16 protein-coding genes are annotated in these 17,040 nt (G+C 55.7%); 6 read left to right on the forward strand and 10 right to left on the reverse strand.

Going from position 1 to position 17,040, the window contains the following annotated elements; genetic code table 11:
* Positions 1-115: 115 nt before the first annotated feature.
* From METH_RS08245 to METH_RS08255, 3 genes are read left to right on the forward strand one after another with little or no spacing between them, the layout of a single operon-like run.
* On the forward strand, positions 116-412 hold the full coding sequence (locus tag METH_RS08245) for a virulence factor (protein WP_024089986.1): 297 nt from the start codon (positions 116-118) through the stop codon (positions 410-412).
* A gap of 27 nt (positions 413-439) precedes the next feature.
* A complete protein-coding gene (locus tag METH_RS08250) occupies positions 440-1,366 on the forward strand; it encodes a methylenetetrahydrofolate reductase (protein ID WP_024089987.1) in 927 nt (308 codons plus the stop codon).
* A 9-nt stretch (positions 1,367-1,375) separates the two neighbouring features.
* Positions 1,376-2,440 (forward strand): methyltetrahydrofolate cobalamin methyltransferase, encoded by a 1,065-nt coding sequence (locus METH_RS08255; RefSeq protein WP_024089988.1) that lies wholly within the window; start codon positions 1,376-1,378, stop codon positions 2,438-2,440.
* Positions 2,441-3,573: 1,133 nt separating this feature from the next.
* On the opposite strand, the gene METH_RS08260 is transcribed toward METH_RS08255, so the two are convergent.
* From METH_RS08260 to METH_RS25280, 7 genes are all read right to left on the reverse strand, one after another.
* Entirely contained in the window at positions 3,574-4,056 is a 483-nt protein-coding gene (locus METH_RS08260) for a hypothetical protein (protein ID WP_024089989.1), read from the reverse strand.
* Between the two features lie 354 nt (positions 4,057-4,410).
* Entirely contained in the window at positions 4,411-5,712 is a 1,302-nt protein-coding gene (locus METH_RS23855; protein ID WP_156927464.1) for a P-loop NTPase family protein, read from the reverse strand.
* A 365-nt stretch (positions 5,713-6,077) separates the two neighbouring features.
* Positions 6,078-7,613 (reverse strand): GTPase, encoded by a 1,536-nt coding sequence (locus METH_RS08275; protein WP_024089992.1) that lies wholly within the window; start codon positions 7,611-7,613, stop codon positions 6,078-6,080.
* Entirely contained in the window at positions 7,600-9,513 is a 1,914-nt protein-coding gene (locus METH_RS22645) for a TerB family tellurite resistance protein (RefSeq protein WP_156927465.1), read from the reverse strand. The genes METH_RS08275 and METH_RS22645 overlap by 14 nt, the downstream gene beginning before the upstream one ends.
* Before the next feature lie 9 nt (positions 9,514-9,522).
* Positions 9,523-9,960 (reverse strand): hypothetical protein, encoded by a 438-nt coding sequence (locus METH_RS08290; RefSeq protein ID WP_156927466.1) that lies wholly within the window; start codon positions 9,958-9,960, stop codon positions 9,523-9,525.
* A complete protein-coding gene (locus METH_RS23860) occupies positions 9,957-10,274 on the reverse strand; it encodes a hypothetical protein (RefSeq protein WP_156927467.1) in 318 nt (105 codons plus the stop codon). Before METH_RS23860 ends, METH_RS08290 begins: the two co-directional genes overlap by 4 nt.
* The gene (locus METH_RS25280) at positions 10,271-10,474 is read right to left on the reverse strand and encodes a helix-turn-helix domain-containing protein (RefSeq protein ID WP_052348688.1); all 204 of its coding nucleotides are present in this window, start codon (positions 10,472-10,474) and stop codon (positions 10,271-10,273) included. Before METH_RS25280 ends, METH_RS23860 begins: the two co-directional genes overlap by 4 nt.
* On the opposite strand from METH_RS25280, the gene METH_RS22650 reads away from it, so the two are divergent.
* Positions 10,473-10,679 (forward strand): ATP-binding protein, encoded by a 207-nt coding sequence (locus tag METH_RS22650; RefSeq protein WP_084013777.1) that lies wholly within the window; start codon positions 10,473-10,475, stop codon positions 10,677-10,679. The genes METH_RS25280 and METH_RS22650 overlap by 2 nt on opposite strands.
* A 102-nt stretch (positions 10,680-10,781) precedes the next feature.
* On the opposite strand, the gene METH_RS08300 is transcribed toward METH_RS22650, so the two are convergent.
* Positions 10,782-11,372, reverse strand: coding sequence for a hypothetical protein (locus METH_RS08300; protein WP_156927468.1), 591 nt, complete (start codon positions 11,370-11,372; stop codon positions 10,782-10,784).
* A 1,127-nt stretch (positions 11,373-12,499) separates the two neighbouring features.
* On the reverse strand, positions 12,500-12,721 hold the full coding sequence (locus tag METH_RS08305) for a hypothetical protein (protein WP_024089998.1): 222 nt from the start codon (positions 12,719-12,721) through the stop codon (positions 12,500-12,502).
* A 188-nt stretch (positions 12,722-12,909) separates the two neighbouring features.
* Here METH_RS08305 and METH_RS08310 point away from each other — a divergent pair, with 188 nt between their 5' ends.
* Together METH_RS08310 and METH_RS08315 are read left to right on the forward strand one after the other, a co-directional pair.
* The gene (locus tag METH_RS08310) at positions 12,910-13,863 is read left to right on the forward strand and encodes a hypothetical protein (RefSeq protein ID WP_024089999.1); all 954 of its coding nucleotides are present in this window, start codon (positions 12,910-12,912) and stop codon (positions 13,861-13,863) included.
* A gap of 2 nt (positions 13,864-13,865) precedes the next feature.
* Positions 13,866-14,240 (forward strand): hypothetical protein, encoded by a 375-nt coding sequence (locus METH_RS08315; RefSeq protein ID WP_024090000.1) that lies wholly within the window; start codon positions 13,866-13,868, stop codon positions 14,238-14,240.
* Positions 14,241-15,403: 1,163 nt separating this feature from the next.
* Here METH_RS08315 and METH_RS08320 read toward each other — a convergent pair.
* On the reverse strand, positions 15,404-16,978 hold the full coding sequence (locus METH_RS08320) for an RNA-directed DNA polymerase (RefSeq protein ID WP_156927470.1): 1,575 nt from the start codon (positions 16,976-16,978) through the stop codon (positions 15,404-15,406).
* Positions 16,979-17,040: the final 62 nt, after the last annotated feature.

Consider the following 17,040-nt stretch of genomic DNA (forward strand, 5'->3'; position numbering starts at 1 on the left):
TAGTGTCCCGGCAGCAAAACGTCGCTCAATCCCATCGTGTTGTCGAAAATCGACCAACGTGCGGGCGGCCGCCGCTCTAGAACGTGGTCTATCCAGGCTAGGAGGAATGTAAGGCATGCCCGACGTAACGATCGTTTACTGGCGCGATATCCCGGCGCAGGTCATCGTTGGCAAAGGCCGCCGCGGGGCCAAGCGCCAGCTCGAAGAACGGTTCGAGCAGGCCATCGACCGCGCAGCCATGAAGGTGAACGCCAAAGACGCGGACGCCTATCTTGCCGAGTGGCGCAAGGCCGCGCCATATACCGCCGAAGGTGAAGCGGCTGAGATCGCCGAAGCCGAGGCAACCCGCCTGGAAACGGAATACGATCAGGACCGCCTGAAAACTCTGATTGCAAATGACGGATGGGCGTGAGCCTGAATACCACTATGGGAGGCCGCGATGGCTTTGCTGAACTTTAAGAAACGCGATTCTGGTGCTGGCCAGTCTGTCACCCCCGAAATGGAAGCCTTTCTGAAAGGCTATTCCATTGAGGTGATGCCGCGTACCGCGGCCAAGGTCGACGACTTCCGCGACCTTCTGCCGGCCGGCACCCGTGTCTATGTCGCGCATATCGAAGGCACCCCGATTGAAGACATGGTCGACACCGCCAAGCGCATTGCCGGCGAAGGCTATGATGTGATGCCGCACTTCCCGGCGCGTATCATTAAAGACAAAGCAACGCTTGGCGACTGGATCGCCCGTTACCAGGGCGAAGCCGGCGTCAAGCAGGGCCTGATCCTGGCCGGCGGTGTTGCCAAGCCGCAGGGCGAGTTCGACTCCTCGATGCAGCTCCTGGAAACCGGTCTGTTCGACGAGGCAGGCTTTACCAATCTGCATGTTGCTGGCCACCCTGAGCCCAACCTGGACATCGACCCCAAGGGCGGCCGTGCCAACACCTATGCGGCGCTGGACTGGAAACAGGAATTCTCCAAGCGCACCGACGCCGAAATGGCGCTGGCAACCCAGTTCTGCTTTGAAGCGCAGCCGGTGATCGACTGGGTGAACGAACTGACCGAGCGCGGCATGAACCTGCCGGTCCACATCGGCATCGCCGGCCCGGCCAAGCTGCAGACCATGATCAAATTCGCCATCGCCTGCGGCGTCGGCCCGTCGCTGAAAGTTCTGCAGAAACGTGCTAAGGACGTCTCCAAGCTGCTGCTCCCGCATGAGCCGGGCGAAGTGCTTGCGGATCTGGCGGCGCACAAGGCAGCCAATCCGGATTTCGCAATCGAGAAGGTCCACTTCTTCCCGCTGGGCGGCATCAAGACCAATGCCACCTGGGCCATCAACAACGGCGGCGCCTCGGCGAAGCCGGTCAACTCCTAAGGATCAACAATGACCCGTACAGTCGTAGAATCAAAAACTAAAACCGCGATCCTGGGCTTTGACGAGCCGTTCTGCGTCATTGGAGAGCGCATCAATCCGACCGGCCGTAAAAAACTGGCGGCCGAGCTGGAAGCCGGCGATTTTTCCACCGTCGAGAAAGATGCCGTCGCTCAGGTTCTGGCCGGTGCGACAGTGCTCGATATCAACGCAGGCGTGGTCTACAACTCGAACCCGAATCCGAACGAGACCGAGCCGCCGCTGATGAAAAAGATCGTCGAGCTGGTGCAGGGCCTGGTTGACGTGCCGCTGTGCATCGACTCTTCGGTGCCGGGCGCGCTGGAAGCCGGCCTGGAAATCTGCGAAGGCCGTCCGCTGCTGAACTCGGTCACCGGCGAAGAAGAGCGTCTGGAACAGATCCTGCCGCTGGTCAAAAAGTACAACGTTCCGGTTGTTGCGATTTCCAACGACGACACCGGCATCTCGGAAGACCCCGACGTCCGGTTCGCCGTCGCCAAGAAGATCGTTGAGCGCGCCGCCGATTTTGGCATTCCCGCGCATGACATCGTGGTTGACCCGCTGGTGATGCCGGTCGGCGCCATGGCCACGGCCGGCTTGCAGGTGTTTGCCCTGGTCCGCCGTCTGCGCGAAGAGCTGGGTGTGAACACCACTTGCGGTGCATCCAACATCTCCTTCGGCCTGCCGAACCGCCACGGCATCAACAACGCCTTCCTGCCGATGGCAATGGGCGCTGGCATGACCTCGGCGATTATGAACCCGGTGGCGCTGCCAATTACGCAGAAAAAGATCGCCGAAAAGAAGGCTGAAGTTGAAGCCGCCGGCATCGTCCTGCCCGAAGGCATGGAAGACGAAGCATTTGTTCAGATGTTCGGGCTCGGCTCCACCAAGCCGCGCGCCGGTAAGGAAATGGAGGCCATCCGCGCTGCCAACTTCCTGACCAACAACGACCCGCATGGCGGCGAGTGGATCAAGTTCAACAAAGAGCCTGCCAAAGAAGGCGAAGAAGGCCGTGGCCGTGGCGGCCGGGCTGGCGGCGGCCGCCGCCGCCGCGCCTGAACCGGGCTGTATAATAGCGGAATGGCCGGGCAGGGATGCCCGGCCATTTTTTTATGTACTGAAGTGTCGGGAAACGCTTCGGTTTACATGGCGGCCAACAGGCCAGGCGAGGCCGGAGGTTGGAAATGCCATCAGAGATCTGTTCAGCCATCCCCGTGCCGCTGCCAATCTTGCGCTGACGTATATATTCCAGGCTAGGGCGTCGAATTTTTCTGCCTGACGTTTGACGCGATGCAGCGGGCAGTCCCTTTCATACAAATAGAACAGGGCATATGAGCTTCTGGCGGCGCGCTATGGGGACCCGGTATAGGCATTTTAAAGGGACCCGCCTGGCGTGCGTGCTGCTGGCCCAAGGCGCCGTGAAAACTGAAATCATCCCGCAAATGCGCGTGGGAACTTCCGTAGCCAACTGAATTAAATGACGATTTCGCCTCGGGAACCTCGGGGTACTTCGGAATTAAGACGGGAGCCACCGGGGAACACCGCAGGTGCCTTCCTTGCTGGGGAGTCATCGGAGAAGTTGCTGTGTCCTTGTCGGGCCAAGCCGCGGTCTTCACCATGGGCCCGGCCCGGCGAATAATAAGGTTCACTGCGTCGCTCTGGAGGTCGGGTGGGTACAGTGGGCGAGGCAGCAAGGCGGCACCCTATGCCGTCATCTCTGTCATCCACCCGGAAACACATCCTGGGATCAAGAGTGGGTTATTCTTGTTTTCAAAGGTAAAATGGCGGAGAGACAGGGATTCGAACCCTGGGAACCCGTGAAGGCTCAACGGTTTTCGAGACCGTTTTCGAGTTCATTCCCAGAAGGTTCACACCAATAAAATAAGGGTTCTGTAACGGCGGATTGAGCAACCTCGGCATAGAAAGAGGGTAGGGGTGTCATAGAAAAGTGTCACAGTAAGCGGAGTTGGATGCGCCTATTGAGCGCTCGCTCTATAGGGCGGAGTCTTTCTGAATTGGCGGATAGTTGACCTTCGCTGTGCCTCGGTCAGATGGCAGCATTGCACAGGAAACTAACATTCGGCGTTGCGATTTCGATGCAATTGACTGCCGGCAGAGGTGTATCGCACGCACACATTTCAGACCGAAATGTGCGCAACGGCGACTTTCTCTCTCAGCCTATGACGTGTGGACTACTCTGACCTCCACCACTTCACAACAGCGTACACTATGCCAATGAACAAAAGGGACGGGAGGACTACAAAGTTCATGAAGACGCGAGCCGCATCCGCTATCGTCGCACCCGTTGAAATTGTGATATGTGTGATCAGGTTGGCAACGTCAGGAAAATTATAGAAGGTAATAGCGATTGTCGACAAAAGAAGGGAAAGGGAAATTGAAAAATCTATCAAACCAACAGAAAAGAATTTAACTGGGCTTGCGGACCACATATCACGCAGGGCAACCCGGCTCCACGAGAATATCCGCACGAAACAAGACGCCGACAAAACAAATACTCCAAATAGGATGCCTGCCTTTGCCGCCTCCAAGCTTTCAAAAACCTTCTGCGCAGCTGTAAGTATCGCAAGGGCGCCAAAACGCGTCGCCCAAGAGTCAAAAATTTCGGCTTTAGTCAAAATTACACCTTCATCATCTTCGTTGATCGAATTTTTCATTCACTTTGAATGACCGCTAAGAAAAAATTCTCGTCACAGCGCTTCCCTTTCTCGAATCTCTGCATTTTGCCATGAAGACAACAGGCGGTTTGGGAAAGCTCACTTGGTAGAGCAGCAAATACTAAATTCCCCCCAACCGAACGACCGGCTTTACAGAAAAGGCGGTTGCGCCAATCACGAGCGTCAAAACGCTGCGCTGGTGAACGGATGTGCGCTCCAAAGAATGGGCGGTTAGCTGACCTTCGCCGCATTTGACTCTAATGTCAGCAATGGCGAGAAATAAACGGGCTGGAGATATACGCCTACTTGGCCCAACGGTAAGGCGCAGCGAGCAACCGCCAAATCCTATACGCCTCACTCTTGCATCAATGGAGAAGGAAGTTCTTCAGAAAACTCAGCAAGATCGCAATTCTTCAAAAAGAAGAAAAATGTCGAATCGATAGCAAAAAGACGGCGCTTGCTCTGATCATAGTCAATAAGCGGTGGATTAATACCTTTCTTGTACTGTGTGCTACTCAAGTTATGAAGAAGATTGGTCATATCGCCGGGGCGAACATCATTCTTTCTATGATGCTCACTCTTGATTCGTTCAGTAATATCGGATCGATCTACGCCATGTTCAAACCCATCGTATCCAAGATCAAGTATTGCTCGCACAAGGTAATAGGGCAGATGAAGCGGCTGAAGAGCCTTTTCTTTTGAGTGGGTGATATTTCCGGATGCGATTAGCTCGAGAGCTTGCCGATGTGTGGCGCCATACTGATGAGATTTTTCTTGGATCGCCTTTTCTGCAAACTCTTCCCCGTACACTCCGAAAACGACATCACCACGCGATTTGAGGCCAGCTGTATCGCATGCTTCCCGCATGAGCTCTTGAAAAACGCCAATGCTTCCGAAGGAGTTTTGAATGCATATCTCAACGATTTTCGGGTCTATCTCTGCGTTCAATTCTTCTGCGCCGAGTGCCGCAACTTGCCGAAAATCTTCCTCCTCCCATGGCTCGACCGGCACATCAATGACGCGATCTGTCAAATCCGAGCAATATATACGAAGCTTATCTTTTTGTCTCCAGACACCCAAGACAACAAAGAGTATCCCCATCTCCTGAAAGAGGCGAAGATCAAAGGAGATTTGTTTCTGAAGCAATTCATCTAAGTAATGAAAATTTTCCAGTATAATTCGCTGATTAAATCCAACTTTTTTAAGAAGTTCCGACACGTCCTGAGGGACTGAAATATTGAAAGGGATAGTTTCGTATTGCGTTGCCTCCCGCTCAGAAGCCTCTCCCGAGCCGCCTCCTTTTAGTTCCGCTTCGCCGAATAGAGGAATCTTTGCTTTGAACTTCGCACCTGCGCTTCCACCAACCTTGCTCGCACTTTCTGATGTGGAACTTACCTCAATTAAAACTCCAGCCTGTCTAAGAATACTGGCGTAAACATCCTCGATCGTGGATTTCGGCGCAAGCCGAACTACAATGTTTTCCTGGTAAGAAAGATAACGCGACACAAGCGCAGTTTTCCCCTGCTTGGAGGCACCATAGACTACGACATGTTTGTCAGAACCTATTGCGTCATTAAACAGGCCGTCGATCTGGTCTCTCGGGATATATGATCTTACAGCTTTTGAGCTTACGCCAAAGACTTCATTGAGTTTCACCATTTTTGCTCCCAAAAGCCGCAAGAAAAAAACAGAGATCACCGCAGGTAACCTTAGTTGCATAGCACTTGCAAGCAGGGAAGATACAGTTCTCCGCAGACGGATCGGGACTGGCTTGCGGCTTCGCGCCTTTGTGCGCTTACCTCCTTCAGCTCAACGAGCTATCTATCTCATTCCTTGCCGGTATTTTAGGCTGGCATGAGCGTCATACTGACCTTGGCATCACGCGCTGCTGCGGTAAAGCTTCCGACCTTCGCTGCTCAATGCTCAAATGGCCGCTCTGGGCCGGGAGCATCATGGCGCTCCAAAAGACCTTGAGGTCGTCAACAAGACAGAAAGCTGTTCTCGGCTACCTTTACCTGATTTCACCGTCCGAACAGCTTCCCGGTAACCAAACGCCCTGTTTCCCAAAGCCCGGACGCGCCTCGCGACATTTCCTGCGAGAAGGTAGCGCTGGCCTCGGCCCCTGTGCTGCGTCGGCGATTGCGCTGCGTCGCCAAGGCGTCCGATGCGCTGTGCGCGACGGTGGAGATCAGTTGATCGAGGTTCCAGACCGCCCCTTCAGAGACGACAGGAATTGCCTCGCGGCAGGTCAGATCCGCACAGATGGCGGCGCTCGCTGCGGCAATGGTCGCCTGTGCCTCGCGCGGGAGGAGGTGTTCGGGAAAGGGCCAGTCCGGAAGCAGTTGGTCGACAGCGTTTGCCACGATGGTAACGGGCGGCATCCGCCGCAGGGGGCGGGCGGCGAAGGCGGCCTCGATCTGTCGGAGCAGCGCGACATCCGGGGCCCGTGCGGGGCGGTTGGCGCGGAGGATCCATAACACTTGGTCACAGTCCAGTACCTGCGCGAGCAGGGTCTCGGCAACCTTTTCGCTGCCGTCGATGCCCTGTGTGTCGATCACTGAATAGGCAATCCCGTCGATGTCCAGCGCGTGGCGGGTCAGGTCGGGGGTTGTGGGTGCCATGTCCGTCTCGGCGACCTCACCTCCTGCCAGACGGTTAACGATTGTCGATTTTCCTGCCGACACCTGACCAATCACAAGGAGACGTATCGGTTCGTTCGGCTGAGCGAGGATCTGTTTATCAAAGTCGGCGGAGCCGAGCTCAATATTCAAGAGTTCTTCATCCGTAAACCGCAGGTAGCCGGAATGCAGGTCCACTGCGGCGCGCGCGACCTCTTCCAGAATGATCTGCTGTACGAGGGCCAGGCTGAAATTTTTCATCTCGCCGCCATCTGCACTGCTGGTCACCGCCCCCTGGATTTCCTGCATGATGGCGGCCGGCGGGTTGGTTATCATGCGTTTCGCGCGCCATGCCCAGCCGACCACCGTGGCACCGCGCTGGACCCAAGCCTTGTTCTCCCAGATCCAGAGGATCGTCTTGAGGCTGATCCGGTCGGAAAATGGCACCATGTCATGCAGGTTGCGGCGGAGGCGGATCATAACGCGGTCGGCCAGCAGCAGCGCCTCGGGGATCGAAAAATCGAGGGCGCCTTTTTGACCTGCGGACAGCTGCTGCGCTGCTTTCTCGACCAGATCGAAGGAAAGCTGTCGCATATCTCCCCAAGGGCGGGGTTCCCGGGCGATTTCTGTGCATAGGCTGTTGAACACCGCCAGTTCCCGCGCGGACCATTCCGGGTTCGCCGTCACGATCGGGGCTGGGTCAGCATCGACGGGCGCGGCACTCTGCGTCTGTCGCAGGTGTTTCAGCAGCAGAAGGCTAAGCCGAAGCAGAAGGACCAGACCCAAGGTGATCGCGACAAAGGGCAGCAGCCAGTCATGCTCGGCCAACCAGAGGACACCGAGGATAACCAAAACCACCCAAGGCAAGGCATATAGGATGGCCGTCAGCAGTGCGGGACTGCGCGCGATACGTTTTAAGATCACCTTAACCGGCGGCACTGTCGCGCTCCTTCACCTCGGCCCGCGAGAATGCGGCAAGGTAGTGGTCCCGCAGCGACTGTTCATCGACCGTCCGGCCAGCCTTGGTGTGATACATCCAATACGCCGCAGCGCGCCCCACCGCATAGGTCGATGCAAAGCCATAGCCTGCGGTCAGGACCGGCACTGCTGTTTGACCGACGACGGGGATCAACCCAGCAAGGCTGCGGCCAAGGATGCCGACCAGCGTCCCACTCACCACGCCCGCCCCAAGCGCGGAGATAAAGGCGATCAAGCGGTCGCGGTCCCAGGGCAGACCGTAACTGTTCGCCAGCGCCGTGACCAAAGCGAGTTGCAAAGCGGGCGCGGTGGTTGCCCCAACCACAGGCACGGCCCCCGAGGCGGTCGCCATCCCCGCATATCGCAGAACGGTTCCGCGGCGCTCGAGAAAGGCTGCCTCCTCGGCGTCGCTGGCCTTTCGCCGGTCCATAAGCAGCACGACGGAGGGTAACGTATTGGCCAAGATCTGTTTCAGCTCGGACATATCGGCCTGTGATGGCACCGACATATCCAGTTCCAGCCAGGGCAGATCGCGCTTGGCGGCTTCCTCAAACTGCGACTGGTTCGCGGTTTGAACCCGTCGACGTTCAAGCGGATCGGGGACCTTATCTGCAGCGGTGTGGAGAACGACCACAGGCAGGTCGGGCTTTTTGCGCACCACCTGCGCCAAGGCCTCAGCGACGTTACCCTGAACCGGATCGTCGAGCCGCGTGAGCACGAGGACCATTTGCGAGGCGTCACCGTTGGAGGCAAGATCCGCATCCGGGCGATAGCCTGCTTCACCCAGCCCACGGGTGTCGAGAAAGCGCAGGACCGGGTCCCCTTCGGGGTAATCATAGGCATCCGCCGTCCGAGTGCAGGAGGCAAAGCCATTTCCAACCTCTGCCGCGTCCTTGCCCGTTATCGCCTGCACGAGCGATGATTTACCGGCGCCGGTCTTCCCCAAAAGCCACAGCACCGGGATCGAGCGATCCACCGGGGCTGGACTGTCGGGCGCCTTCGTCTCGCTGTCCCAAAACGCGGCCACGCCCTCCGTCACGCTGGACCAGAGATAGGAGGGCGCGGCCGTCACATAGCCGAGCGCCGAGCGCGCCGTCTCGGACCAGCCGCCCGCGGCCTTTTGGAAAATCCGGTCTGTCCGGGCGATTGCAGCGAGTTCGGCATCGTGAAGCACGCCATCCGCCGCGGCGATCTCGGTCAGAAAAGCCAGCAGCTCCGCCCTTAGGGTGTCGAAATTGCAGTCCGGGTTGTCGCGCTTATAGAGGGCGAGGGCCTCGGCGATCTCGTCTACGCTGTGGCCTTCTGCGCTCTGTTCGATCACGGGCAAGGCTGCTGCGACATAGGCGGGATCAAGCCCCCATTCGGCGGTGAAATAATCTGCGATGGCTGCCCGCTCTGCATCGTCAACCTCTTCGGCTTCCCGTGCGACCCGGATCGCCAGCGAGCCCATCAGGTCAAACAGCGCCGCGCCGAGCACATCGACGGGCGTGTTGATGAAAGCCGGCACTTTCTTGACGCGCGCCTCCTCGTAGCCGCGGTAAAGGCGCAGAACACCGTAGCAGGCGGCGCCGCTGGCGACTGCGGCCCCGACGACCCAACCGACGGGCGTCACCGCCGCTCCAACCCCGAGGGCCGCGAGCCAGCCGCCACCGAAAAACGTGCCCGCAACGGCGGAGGAGCTGGCCGCCAGCCCGCCCGCCGTCGCGGCTGTTCCGACTTGCCAGAGATCCCCGACCAGCCGCGCGGCCTGCAACGACGCAAAGGCCTCTTCGCCAATGTCGAGCTTCGCCTTGAACTTCATCGGTTCGGCGACCACCCGGCCGACGCCCTCGAACCTGCCGGTTTCGTCATAGTTTTCCATGATCGACAATCACGCCTTCACGGCCACGAGCTGCTCTTGCAGGGCAGTGACTTTCGTCGACCAGGCCGAGGACCGAAAATCGGACAAAGCGCCCATCGTCAAACCTGTCGCGAGCAGGATCGGGCCTACAAATGAGGCGAGGAGTGGCCCGACCAACGGAAGGGTCCCGACAATCAATGTGACGATCGAGGCCACGACGACGCCAAACATTGTGCCAGGAAAGGTCGTCACGATCTCGAGAGCAACCGAAAGGATTTTGCGACCGATCGCAACGACGGTCGATCCGACCGACCAGGTCACTTTGGCCAGATCACAAAGCACCGCTTTGAAGTCCGCCGACACGTCAAGCTGGTCGATGTACGCCGTCAACTTCCGAAGGGGGAGCGCAAGGTTCAGGTCCTTCAGAAGGTCTGGATCGGGGGAATATGGAGGGTGCGACGTCGTCATTTTAATGGCCTGTTGCTTGAATGTGTCCCCATGTAATAGGCCGAAATGTTGAATTCCAAGCAAAATATCCGGGGGCAGTTGAAAGCCGCACCGCAAACGCCCGCTTTGTCGATCTCTACTGAAGTTGGTTCTTCAAAAAGGGCTGCACGGCGCACTGAATGACCGGTTTGGGGAAGCTGAGATGCGGCGCGAAAGCTGACAACAGTGGTCTGGCTTGGGCCGGTTTTTCCGGTGGATTTTGCCGCCATTGCGCAGATGTTGCGTCGCAACGAGGTTATCCAAACAGTCTGATCTGTCGATTTGCCGAACGTCAATGTCTGCTATCAACAGTACCGAGAATCTTGCTAAATACCAGATCACGCGGTGGTAGTTCCGGCTCATTCAGGGCGAGGTTAACGAGAGCCTTCCGGATCTCGTCGGGGATGCGGTTCCAAACCCGGCCGGGGTGTGGACGGCGGTCCTCGAGCCCGGCTTCACCGAACGCCTCATAGCGGGCATACCAAGGGTAGAACATGCTTTTCCGGATGCCAGGCACGGGAAAATCACATCTGGCCAAGGCGCTCGGCGTGTTCGCGGTCAAGTCGGGCAAGAGCGTCCATCGTGCAACCCTGGCCGAACCGATTGCAGCGTTGAGCCAGGCTGAGCGGGAGGGTCGGCTGGCCGACAAGATCCGCTTTTATGCCTGGGTGTCTATGCTGATCGTCGACGAGATTAGTTAACGGCAGCAATCCGGTCCGGAACAGCCTGTGCCACGAACTCATGACTGTCACACGTCGGAAAAATTAGTCGCTGAGAGATTAGGCCATATCCACTGGATGGGATTACTGGTGCCCCGGCGGGCGCAACATTTCCAACACGGCATCCTTTGCCTCAAGCTGCGCGCGCAACGCAATGATCTGCTTAACCGCATCATCGAGTTCCAAGTCTTTGCGCTGCACCTCGGCTTCCAGGACAGCAACCCTTTCTTCCTCGGCGGATAGGCGGTTCTTGAACTCATCCTGTTCTTCTCGCTTCCTACGGAGCTCGTCACGCATTGATTGTAACCGTTCTTGCGCTTCCTGAAGTGGAAGAGTGCTTTGTTCCTTCAACTCACTGAAGCTCTCGGCGATCCCGGCGACGAGTTGACGGCGAGACTTGTCGATGGCCTGATCGATGAAATCCGTTGCCGACCTCGGGAGGGCGGCGATCAATTTCAAAACACGCTGTTCCTCTTTGGCGTCTTGAACTTCCTGGATCATTTGCCGCAAACCCTCCGGGCGGGGCTTGGCCGTCAAATACTGCTCTTCGATCATGTGTCGGGCAACATTTTCGACGGAAGGTTCCAGTCCGCGAATTTTGAGATCGGCCAGTGCCCTGGAAACCTGTCCCTCGTTATACGACTTCTTGCGCCCGGAGTTGGAACTTGCAGCCATCGGGATGCTCCTCATGTTTTGATTTGTCCTATCATTTGACAAATCAGATTTGACAAATTGCCTGCACGTGCAGGCCGAGGCACGTGTTGCCTCTTCGTGATTAGGAGTTGCGTTCGATTCAAATTTTGAGAAACAAACCCGGTCTGGAAGTCGGAAAAACCTTGGTCTCGCATAGCGCGGTGAGGTTCACGGCCCGCGGAAACTCTCGTGTTTCATGCACGGAAGAACCCTGACAACCGTGTCAGAAAATAGGACCTGCGAAATCTGCATTGACATCTGCAAAACCTGCACACCGAGCTGAAATTTCTGCATCTTCGGCTGACAAACTTGCATATCCATCTGCGAAATTTGCATCCGCCCCCCGTCAAGGCGTTGAAACCAAGCTATAAACCGTCCTCCCGAAAGAAGAGAAACCCCAGAAAGAGTAGAAAGGCCTCTGGTGAGGCCGTTTTTTGTTTTGAGTGGATGGCACCACACCTGCGCCAACCTCTCGGGCACATCTGACACGTGTTGATTGACGGGCCGATGGCGACCGCAGTGCCGCGTGCCGGGGAAAATATCCTGTTCAGATTGAAGGATCAGGCTCTCCCTCAGGCAATTCGTCCCGAGATGGCAGCGCACCACCATGACGTCCGGCCTGGAAACCCTGGGCGGGTCGGCGATACAGCTTCACTGATCTCATCCAAACACCTTCATTCTGTCGGCAAGAAGAAATTGGCCCCGTATTTTCAAAGTTTCGGCAAACGACCGCATCTCCTTCCCAAACCAAGAGGGACAATCCCATGCTTACAACCGCCGAAGTTGCACATCATTTTGCCCTTGCCGAGTATCGATTGGGTTGTAGCCCGCAATCAGGAACACTGAATGCCATTGAAGGCCTATCGCAGCCTTGGCTGCGCTCCCAGATCCAACGATCCCAGGCATTTTCAGCTGGCGACAGAGTTATGGCAGGAGGAACGGGTGCTGTTTGATAACATCGCTTTGACGAAGGATCACCGGTATGTCAGATGGCGGTTTTCGAAGTTCAGCTTCGAGCTCATGTCCGAGATGGACAGATACGCTTTGCTGATTGCAGAAAGACTAAAAACCGCCCGGACAGATTTGGATCTGGATGTCCTTCTCCAGGCCTACTGCATCATAGAATGCAGCGCCCGGAATTCCGGATGCTCGCTTAGGGTTTTCAAGGCCGGGGTGAAGAACCCGTACCGTTCAAACTCAAGGATGTCGATCGAAAGCTTAAAAGCAGTTTGCAGCGTCCGGCGGATCTCACCGGTTACCGTTTCGTCGTCGGCTACCTGCAGGAAGGCAAAGCGCCGGGGTACACCTCGGTGGCCATTCGCATCCAGCACGAAAAGACGAAATGGCCATCCAGGCGCATTTATAAGTTTCCACCCCGGACAAGGCAATTCTCTCTGGTCCCGGAAGCTGGCGCAGCCCAACAACCCTTGTAAATGAAGGCCTGACAACAATATCGTCAGAAAATTCCTTTGGACAACCCAAAACCGGCCAATCTTCTTGATAAAGGAGTGGCGGAACGATGTTTCAACAACTGAAATCCTGGGGCGAGGCTAACGGACTTCCCGAAGGGAACTGGCCAAGACTGAAGGCCGCGATTGAATTCCAGGAAACCTTCGTACGCAATGGCGATCTTGCGAACATCGTTCATCCCCATGATTTCGAGGACGCCTGGCCTCACGATCTGAAGGATGTGCCAGAGCACTTCAGCAATCCGGCACAGTACCAAGCCTGGCGGAATATTCTGATTTCCGGGTTGGAAGCGTGTTCCGGCCAAATTTCCCGAAAGTCAGCAGTTCAAGAAGAGGCGAAGGACGATTGGCTACGGCTGCGTGACTGGTGCAGGGAACGGGAGTTTGGTTACGTGCATGAGAACAACCTTCTGGCGCTGCGCCGGATTGCCCTTAGGCTTGATATCGAACCTGCAGGAGTGACCCAAGACTGGGCAGAGCAGGTGCAACAAGGCTTGGAGCAGTCTCAGCGCGCCTTGTTCAGGTCTGGTGTCGGCGCTTTTGAAAAAGCTCGCGCTCATCCTGAAATTCGTGGGGAGTTCGGTCTGACTGAAACACAGATTGGACAGCTCCAGTTCAAACCTTCACCTAACGAAGAACAGCCCTTGCCGCCGCGCTTCAAGGCGGACTTTGAGGAATGGGTTGGTCTTCTGGCTGCTGGGGAGCCCATCGGGTTCCGGGGGCGGCGGCGTAAACCCGTAGCGGAGGCGACTCTGCGCCAGTACCGGTTTGCGATCGCCTGGTATTGGCGTTGCTTTGCTGTTGCGTTCCCAGACCAATTAAACCCGGAAACTGCCAAACTCGCACGCCAGCTCGTGTTGGAGGAAATCTCCGAGATCGCGGACAAGACAAAAGGTCTTCAGCTCAAACCGGGTATGAAAAAGGAATACTTTTCTAAAGTCCTACCCTTCCTCCACCAATGGAATCCACAGCTGGTGCAACCAGGGAAGGAGAAAGAAAGATAAAGATGAAAGATAAACAGACGGGGAAATTCGTGCGTACCGGGCGGATCAGCGAACGGCTCGCCGCGATGGAAGCACCAGAGAAGTTTGTAACTCAGGCCAGGGCGATTGAATCTGGGGAAACCGGTCTGAATGGATACCTCCATAAACCTGCTCTCAATGGAATGTTCAGGTTTATTGATTTGGCAGTCACCCAGGACCTTCCGTTGGATTTCCATACGAGCACGATCGTGGCATTTCTCGATGATCTTGATAAACGATCCACGGGCTCTGCGTATTGGTTGCGCTACGCAAATGCGATGCAGGAAGTGGCGCGCGAGATGGGTTACCCCTTCCAAGTCATCGATGGGTTCGAGGTGAGGTTGGGGCCGGTTTCTTAGAACACCAGGAACCTCACATGCGATACCGGCCCAAACCGGCCGTTCCCGAAGCTATCAATCGCTGCAGCGTAGCTTTCACCAAACCGGCCATTCGCCGCGACCGCACATTGCATCGTGGTCATTGAGTTTCTTCGCGGTCACGGCGATCTCAGACTTCACGATGTCAGAAGGGCGGCTTCTTAGGCCAAGGGAAGCTCCAGACCTCACGAAGCGCGTGATCATATGGCTCGCCCCCCCTCGAACTGGCTACGTATCCGGTCCCAGGAACACCGGTGTGTTTTGCGTATACGAGTGCCTGCATCGGCGGATAGCCGTTCTCTCTGAACCAAGTCTGCATCACTCCAAGAAACCAGCGGGCGCTGCGATGGTGAAGTCCAAGCGGATCGGTGAGGTCCTTGTAAGTGATCCGCTGCCCCTTCCGAGCGCATCGGCGCAGTATCCTGTAAGCACGTCGGGCACGAGCAGTGTGGTCAATCATATTTGGCATGTGTCTTCTCCTGCGGCTCATGATGACGACGGAGATCTCGTGAGCCGCATGCCGAAGACCTCCTCCGCAAAAAGCGGGGGTTGGGTCAGCGGCCATCGGTTGATCCGACGGTTCGGCTCCTGAATGTACAGGCGGCTCTTTTTGCGATGCGGTATTTTGCATCGGCCCTGAAGGATAGAACATATGACGCGCCGACGAATTTGCAAGAACGGCAAGAACATTTCCAGGTAGAAACCTTGGGCCTACCCTCATCAAAAACTAAGGAAGTACGAGATATCCGGGGCATTTCGGCAGTAGACACGACGGCTATCGCCGATGGATATGAACGGCAATCTCGGCCCGGACCTGCCGTTCATCGACCACTGCAATTGCTACGACGCAGTTCTTCAAAACGGAAGTTACTGCAACTTCTTCATCCGGGTGGGGTTGAAATCATAAAAGCGCAGGCACGAGGAAGCGAACTTTTGCATTCGGCGAAGCCCGATTGCCCTCATCCACCTCACTCTATCCGAGATGCTTCTCTGTGCCCTTTCGGTTGCCCGATCTGAACCAGTCCGCGAAATAGATCAGCCACACTCGATATGTCAAACCCGTTGAGCCTTTAGATCTTGATGGTATCGTTGATAGTGTGGAACCCCTTCGGCGGATGAACATCAGCGGGCGTCTACCTTCTTTATCAGACTGCAGCCGATATTAGTGCGTTAAGGTCCGAGTGTCCTTTCCAAGCAGCTTTCATGGTCCGCTTCTCCGCCACCGTAAAAAATTGAGAGCTGTAAAGAATCGCTGCTTGAACATACGGGGGCTCCTCATCATAAGCCGCTCGAACTTCGCGTCTCTCACGCGCAGTTCCAAACTTGCACGCAAAAATTGCTGAAATTGCCCGAGTATGGCTCCCGATGCTACGATTACGAAACCAAGACATTACATGGGCAACGGTTTCCGCAGAGACCGCATCACAAGTCATAACGCCAGCCGCATGATACATCCTTTGGTAGTCAAGGTAAAAGCCATTTGCACATATCAAAGCTTCTATCCGCTCTCTAACGTCCTGATTTATCCTTGCAAAATGATTGAGGTAAGAAAAGTAATGCCTCGTAAGATGGGGGCGTCGCGCCAAGCCATCGAATGCCCGTTCAACACCATAGTCGTCGCCTGCAGCTCTCAGGTAGGGCAACGCGAATCTATCAATTTTTTCAGATATTTCTGGGGTGTCATCATGATAGTCCAATAGGGCACGGACAGCGAGCAATTCTTCGTCCAAGCCATCCGATATTGCCTCCTCCACCTCATCAGAATTCACCCAGTCACCTTGGAAACCATAGCCACCGTTTTCCACAAGGTCCCGAGCTGCCTCGACTTCATCTCTGGCCTCTTCGAAAAGTCGATCAACCTCCCGCTGTTCAAAGAGCAATTCATTGGACGCGAGGATTCGCGTCTTTGTCGGATTCAAAGCCAAACCGACTTTTCGCATGCTCTCTATCATCTCTGCCAGAAATAGCTTCGCATCGAGCTCCGTCGAGAACCCAATATAAAAGTCATCAACATAACGCGCAGATGGATGATCAAACAGGCTGCAATTTGCGTCAAAATCTGTCAGGTAAAAATTCCCAAGAACATCCGAAGGAAAAACGCCTTGAATGATCCCTTGGGAACTTTTCTGACGGAACGCCAGCAAAAGCTTTTCCATGAGCCGAACGCTTTCTGCGCGGCAGCCACATCCTTCCAAGGCATTAACAAGATTATGCTGAGGAAGAGTTTCGAAGTAATTGGCAACATCACACTGAAGAACAAAATCCATATCCCCGCAAATGGCTTCGACTCTTCGCTGAAACTTGTTCCAACCCTCGAAAGACGGGTCAAACAAGCGATCCGCTTCTGTGGATGGTATATGACTAAAGGAACGGGTTCTATCGAACTGAGCTTCAATCTCGGGCAACATGTTTTCCAAAAGCCCTTGATAAAGCAACCGATCCTGAGGCAGAAGAATTGAGCCCGGGCGGGTCAATACGCCTTGCTTGGGGGCGCTGATTGTTACGGGTAACTGTGGCTCGTATGTTCCAGCCGCGAGCTTGGATTTCAGTTGATTGATAAGATCAGCAGACTTGTCCCGGAAAACGATATCCAAGTGAGGCGCTAAAATGAAGTCGCTGCGTGAGTCCACTTCTATATTTCGCGCCGCTTTTTCCCAGTCGATCGTGTCGACAACTTCACTTGCAAGACCTGGCATTGGGACGCTCATCTTAGAAACCACATTCGACCCAAGACTACGTTGGTTCAAGCGTGGATGCGACAATAAACTACAAGTGCATCATG

The organism is Leisingera methylohalidivorans DSM 14336 (assembly GCF_000511355.1).
Lineage (GTDB): Bacteria > Pseudomonadota > Alphaproteobacteria > Rhodobacterales > Rhodobacteraceae > Leisingera > Leisingera methylohalidivorans.

What these genes read in the sequence shown, in the direction of transcription:
- METH_RS08245 (WP_024089986.1), top strand. Translation starts at nt 116, where the DNA reads ATGCCCGACGTAACGATCGTTTACTGGCGCGATATCCCGGCGCAGGTC.
- METH_RS08250 (WP_024089987.1), top strand. Translation starts at nt 440, where the DNA reads ATGGCTTTGCTGAACTTTAAGAAACGCGATTCTGGTGCTGGCCAGTCT.
- METH_RS08255 (WP_024089988.1), top strand. Translation starts at nt 1,376, where the DNA reads ATGACCCGTACAGTCGTAGAATCAAAAACTAAAACCGCGATCCTGGGC.
- METH_RS08260 (WP_024089989.1), bottom strand. Translation starts at nt 4,056, where the DNA reads ATGAAAAATTCGATCAACGAAGATGATGAAGGTGTAATTTTGACTAAA.
- METH_RS22645 (WP_156927465.1), bottom strand. Translation starts at nt 9,513, where the DNA reads ATGGAAAACTATGACGAAACCGGCAGGTTCGAGGGCGTCGGCCGGGTG.
- METH_RS08290 (WP_156927466.1), bottom strand. Translation starts at nt 9,960, where the DNA reads ATGACGACGTCGCACCCTCCATATTCCCCCGATCCAGACCTTCTGAAG.
- METH_RS22650 (WP_084013777.1), top strand. Translation starts at nt 10,473, where the DNA reads ATGCTTTTCCGGATGCCAGGCACGGGAAAATCACATCTGGCCAAGGCG.
- METH_RS25280 (WP_052348688.1), bottom strand. Translation starts at nt 10,474, where the DNA reads ATGTTCTACCCTTGGTATGCCCGCTATGAGGCGTTCGGTGAAGCCGGG.
- METH_RS08300 (WP_156927468.1), bottom strand. Translation starts at nt 11,372, where the DNA reads ATGGCTGCAAGTTCCAACTCCGGGCGCAAGAAGTCGTATAACGAGGGA.
- METH_RS08310 (WP_024089999.1), top strand. Translation starts at nt 12,910, where the DNA reads ATGTTTCAACAACTGAAATCCTGGGGCGAGGCTAACGGACTTCCCGAA.
- METH_RS08315 (WP_024090000.1), top strand. Translation starts at nt 13,866, where the DNA reads ATGAAAGATAAACAGACGGGGAAATTCGTGCGTACCGGGCGGATCAGC.